Source organism: uncultured Amaricoccus sp., from assembly GCF_937858865.1.
GTDB lineage: Bacteria > Pseudomonadota > Alphaproteobacteria > Rhodobacterales > Rhodobacteraceae > Amaricoccus.
Genome location: NZ_CALLYO010000597.1, coordinates 1 through 2,719, shown reverse-complemented (window position 1 = coordinate 2,719; position 2,719 = coordinate 1). Strand labels below are relative to the sequence as shown.

General features: G+C 72.4%; 3 protein-coding genes. 1 reads left to right on the top strand and 2 read right to left on the bottom strand.

Going from position 1 to position 2,719, the window contains the following annotated elements:
* A partial coding sequence (locus Q0112_RS17685) for a DUF72 domain-containing protein (protein WP_297977335.1) occupies window positions 1-875 on the bottom strand: 875 nt, incomplete at its 3' end.
* Window positions 876-923: 48 nt separating this feature from the next.
* Window positions 924-2,096: a MalY/PatB family protein gene (locus Q0112_RS17680; RefSeq protein ID WP_297977334.1), complete on the bottom strand. Its 1,173-nt coding sequence runs from the start codon at window positions 2,094-2,096 to the stop codon at window positions 924-926.
* Window positions 2,097-2,200: 104 nt separating this feature from the next.
* Between Q0112_RS17680 and def the strand changes: the two genes are divergently transcribed.
* Window positions 2,201-2,719, top strand: coding sequence for a peptide deformylase (gene def, locus Q0112_RS17675; RefSeq protein ID WP_297977333.1), 519 nt, complete (start codon window positions 2,201-2,203; stop codon window positions 2,717-2,719).

Here is a 2,719-nt window from a genome sequence, read left to right as displayed (position 1 = left end):
ATGGCGGCGGCCTGGAGCTCGGGGAGAGCCCGGAGCTCGGCGGGCTGCGGGCGACGTTCAGGATCCCGCGGTAGTCCGCCCGGGGCGTCGCGGCCGGCGGCGCGCGGGCGGGTGGGCGGCTTGACGCGCTCGGCGTCGGCGGGCTCGCGCCCCGAGGCCCAGGCGGCGATGCGGGCGGCCCAGGCGTCGAGGGCGGCCTCGTCGTAGCCGCTGACGTAGAGCTCCTCGGAGCCGTGCAGGCGGACGTAGACGAAGTCGGCGGTCAGGTCCATCAGGCGCGGCCAGTCGACGGTGTCGGCGCAGACGAGGGCGACCTTGTGGCGGCGGAGGAGGGCGATGAAGGCCGGGTCGCGGAAGCTGTCGTGGCGGATTTCGACGGCGTGGCGCAGCGGGCGGTTGCGGTCGATGGCGAGCCAGGCGCGGCCTTCGAGGCGGCGGTCGTGGCGGCGGGCGAGGGCGAGGGCCGCGGCGGTGTTCCTGGGCAGGAGCGTGAGGAAGGCGTCGAAGCGGTCGGGGTCGAAGAGCAAGCGGGCGGGGAACTGCCAGAGGATGGGGCCGAGCTTCGGGCCGAGGCGGAGGAGGCCGGAGGCGAGGAAGTTGGCGAGCGGGGTCTCGGGTTCGCGGAGGCGGCGGAAGTGGGTGATGTAGCGCGAGCCCTTGACGGCGAAGACGAAGTCGTCGGGCGTCTGCTCGGCCCAGGCGGCGAAGCTCTCCGGGCGCTGCAGGCCGTAGAAGGTGCCGTTGACCTCGATCGAGGCGAAGCGCTCGGCGGCGTAGGCGAGCTCGCACTTCTGCGGCAGGCCGGCGGGGTAGAAGCGGCCGCGCCAGGGGGCGTAGGTCCAGCCGGAGATGCCGATGCGGATCTTGCCTGCCACGGGGGTCCTCCTGACGGAGGAGAACCGCCGGCGGGGGCGGCGGTTCCGCTACTGGAGGTCGGCGAAGGCGGACTGGAGGCGAGCGACGGCCTCGGTGACGCGGGCGCGGGGGGTGGCGAGGTTGAAGCGGAGGAAGCTCTCGCCGCCCTTGCCGAAGGTGGCGCCGTGGCTGGCGGCGATGCGGGCACCCTTCTCGACGCGGGCGGTGAACTCGGCCGTCGGCATGCCGGTGCCGGAGAAGTCGACCCAGGCGAGGTAGGTGGAATCGAGCGGCATCGGGCGGACGCCGGGGATCGCACCGACGCCGGAGGCGAAGAGCTCGGCGTTGCCGGCGAGGTAGCGGCAGAGGGCGTCCACCCAGGCGTCGCCGTGGGCGTAGGCGGCGGTGGTCATCAGCGCGCCGAAGCGGTTGGGCGAGGTGCCCGAGGCGAGGTGGGTGGCGGCGAACCGCTTGCGGAGCTCGGGGTCGGGGATGATGGCGTTGCCGGTCAGGCAGCCGGCGATGTTGAAGGTCTTGGTGGCGGCGGTCAGCATCACCAGCCGGTCGAGGCTCTCCGGCGCGGCGATGGGGGTCGGGACGTGGCGGCCGGAGAGGACGAGGTCGTGGTGGATCTCGTCCGAGACGAGGAGGAGATCGTGGGCGCGGCAGAAGTCGGCGAGCGCGCGGATCTCCTCGGGGCTCCAGACCCGGCCGCCGGGGTTGTGCGGGGAGCAGAAGACGAGCATGCGCTCGCGGCCGGTGAGGGCGGCGGCGAGGACGTCGAGGTCCATGGCGTAGCGGCCGTCCGCGCGCCGGACGAGCGGGGACTGGACGATCTCGCGGCCGTTGGCGGCGATGATGCGGTGGAAGGCGTGGTAGACGGGTGTGAAGAGGATCACCCCGTCGCCGGGCCGGGTGTAGGCCTGCAGGCAGAGGGCGAGGCCGGCGACGACGCCGTGGGTGGTGAAGATCGCGGCCGGGTCGACGTCCCAGTCGTGGCGGCGTGACATCCAGCCGCGGATCGCCTCCTTGTAGGCGCGGTCGTCGCCGAAGTAGCCGAAGACGCCGTGGGCGACCTCGGCGGCGAGCGCGTCGGCGACGGCCTGCGGCGGGCGGAAGTCCATGTCGGCGACCCACATGGCGAGGCCGTCGTCGGGGGCGACGCCGTAGAGCGGTTGCATCATGTCCCACTTCGAGCAGTGCGTGCCGCGGCGGTCGATGATCTCGTCGAAGTCGAACATGAGGGTCCTCCGGTTGCGGTCAGGGGTATCGGGCCGGCGAGGGGACTGCAAGGCGGCGGGGGGTGCGCTTGTCAAGGCGAGCGGCATCGCCTATCTCGCCGGGCATGGGCGTCCGATCCATCCTGATCCATCCCGATCCGCGCCTGCGCAAGGTCGCGGCCCGCGTCGAGGCGGTCGACGACGGGGTGCGCGCGCTGGCCGAGGACATGCTGGCGACGATGTACGACGCCCCCGGCATCGGGCTGGCGGCGACGCAGCTCGGGGTGATGAAGCAGGTCTTCGTCATGGACTGCGCCGGCAAGGAGGAGGAGCCGCAGCCGATGGTGCTGCTCAACCCGGAGATCCTCTGGCGGTCGGAGGAGACCGAGACCAGCGAGGAGGGGTGCCTCTCGATCCCCGAGGTCTATGCCGACGTGACGCGGGCGGCGCGGGTCGGGCTGCGCTGGCTCGGGCTGGACGGGGAGATCCGCGAGCAGGAGTTCGGCGAGCGCTGGGCGATCTGCGCCCAGCACGAGATCGATCATCTGAACGGGCGGCTCTTCATCGATTATCTGTCGGCGGTGAAGCGGACGATGATCACCTCGCGGATGAAGAAGCTGAAGCGGGAGAAGGCGCGGGCCTGA

Coding starts and splice junctions, on each gene's coding strand:
- Q0112_RS17680 (WP_297977334.1), bottom strand. CDS start 2,096: ATGTTCGACTTCGACGAGATCATCGACCGCCGCGGCACGCACTGCTCG.
- def (WP_297977333.1), top strand. CDS start 2,201: ATGGGCGTCCGATCCATCCTGATCCATCCCGATCCGCGCCTGCGCAAG.